Here is a 2,052-nt window from a genome sequence, read left to right as displayed (position 1 = left end):
ATGGTGGGCGCGCTGACGTTGCGCAATCGGCTGCCCGTAAAAATCGCATTGGACACGGGGCCTCCTTCGCCGACCACGAAGAGTGCCGATGCATTGGCCCCGGTCGCGGTAACGCTTGCATTGTTGCCGACGATCAGGCCCCCGGCCTGCGCCACCGATCCCTGCGCGGCTGCCCCCGTGGCGAGAACAGCGGTATCGTTCATGGTAACCGAAGTCGGATTGTCGCGGGACAGCGCGCCATGCGCGCCGACGCCCTCCGTCAGGACGGTGCTTCCGTTCGCGATCACGGCGGCTTCGCCGCGGCCAGAGATCGGGCGGGTGCCATAGTCCCCGAGTGTTGCCCGCAAACCAACGGCCCCGTCGCCATTGGTTGTTAGCGCGCTGCCGTTAACCGTGAGCGTCGCCTTCTCCACGGGCCCGTCATTGCGGGCTTGCGCTGCTGCGCCATGCGCGAATTCGCCAGATGTGTCCACAGCCACCTCGCTCGCCGTCAGGTTAGCCGGAAACTGCGCGCCAACCTGCTCGGTAATCGAGTACAGGCCAATGCTGCGGACCCCTAGCGTCGTGATAGAGTTTCCCGTCAGAAACACTGAGCCTCCGTCGTCAGCGACCGCGCCCATCGAGGTAATGCCGGTGGTCAAGATCTTCGTTCCCGTCGAAGTGAGAAGGCCACCCGGATTGCGCGCGCCGAGGGCATGCGGGAAAGAAGCCTGCCTGACCGCGTCCCCGGACGTCGTGACCGAACCGCCGTTGAGCGTGATCTGGCCGTTCGAATCGGCGAGGACCCCCATGGCATTGTCGGGGCCGGAAGTCGCAACGACGACGTTGGTGGCGACAATGGAACCACTGGCCGCGTACATGCCCGCAGCGTCGCGGCCTTCCGTCGTCGACGATCCGCCTGTCATGGTCGCCGCTCCGGCTACGACGCGCAGTCCATAGCCGATCGGTCCGGTCGCTCTGATTGCCGTGTCCGTCAAATTGATCGATGAACCTGTGTCCTGCACCGAAACTGCGGAACTGAGCGAAGTGATTGTACTGTCCGAAATGTCAGCTTGGCCCCGGCCCGAAACGAACACCCCATTGGCCCGGGTTCCGCTGGCGGAAATGGTAGTGTCGAATACTGTCGCTCGTGATCCGATGCCCTCCGCGGACAATCCGTGGCCGCGCTGCCCGGTTGCCGCAATCGAGCTTCCGGACACCTCCAACAATCCACCTGATAGCGCTCTTGCGGCCGAAGATGGATCGAAATCGCTACTTGCTGTACTGCTCGTGCTGATCGTGCTGCCGACAAGGGAAATGTGACCGCCATCTTCTGCACGCGCACCACTTGCCAGCAGACCTGAAGTGCTCAAGAAGATGTCGTCGCCTTCGATGAAACTTCCGCCACCCGTCGCGAGCAGCGCATGACTTCCAAGTCCAGGTGCAACGATCTGCGCCCCGGTCGTAGTGACGCTAGTCCCGGTACCGAGTGCTACGTGGCCGCCGTCCTGCGCTAGAACGCCGTAGGAACCGCGAGACTGGGTTGTAATTGACGCTCCGGAAAAGTTGGCGAGGCTGCCAGCCCCAGTCGCAATAAGTCCGTGGTTGCGATTGCCGTTTCCGCCGCTCAGCATTGTGATGGGGGTGTTCGTAAGGGATAACGTACCGCCACCTTGGGCAATTGCACCGATCATGTCGTTGGCGGTGACGGTCCCTGATGACGGACCCATTGTAACAGACGATCCAGTTGCGTTGATTGCACTCCCGACACCAACTGCGCGTAAACCTATCTGGGTCGCCGTGGTCGCCGTCGTCGTGGCGGTCGTCTGCAGCGTGCTCCCGTTGAATTCGATCGTTGCCCCGCCCTGAGCCAGCGCCCCTGTCGTGGTGGCTGCGCCAAGATTGACGGTGACCCCATTGCTGGTGATCACCCCTAAGGTGCCGGACGCGTTCTCACCAACGCCGTTTACTGTTGTTACCGCGATAGTGGTTCCGGGATTCACCATGCACGCGGAATTGACCGCGACCGCGGGACTGGGACATGTTTGCGCGAGGGAAGCCGACGTGAAAGAT

The 2,052-nt window shown here is 62.4% G+C and carries 1 protein-coding gene; it reads right to left on the bottom strand.

The features are described from left to right. On the bottom strand, positions 1–1,985 hold a 1,985-nt coding region (locus PHA01_RS29065; RefSeq protein WP_271899716.1), incomplete at its 3' end, for a beta strand repeat-containing protein. Between the last annotated feature and the right edge of the window lie 67 nt (positions 1,986–2,052).

The organism is Candidatus Phyllobacterium onerii (assembly GCF_028331445.1).
Lineage (GTDB): Bacteria > Pseudomonadota > Alphaproteobacteria > Rhizobiales > Rhizobiaceae > Phyllobacterium > Phyllobacterium onerii.
The sequence above is the reverse complement of the archived record's forward strand: the minus strand, read 5'-3'. Positions and strand labels throughout refer to the sequence as shown.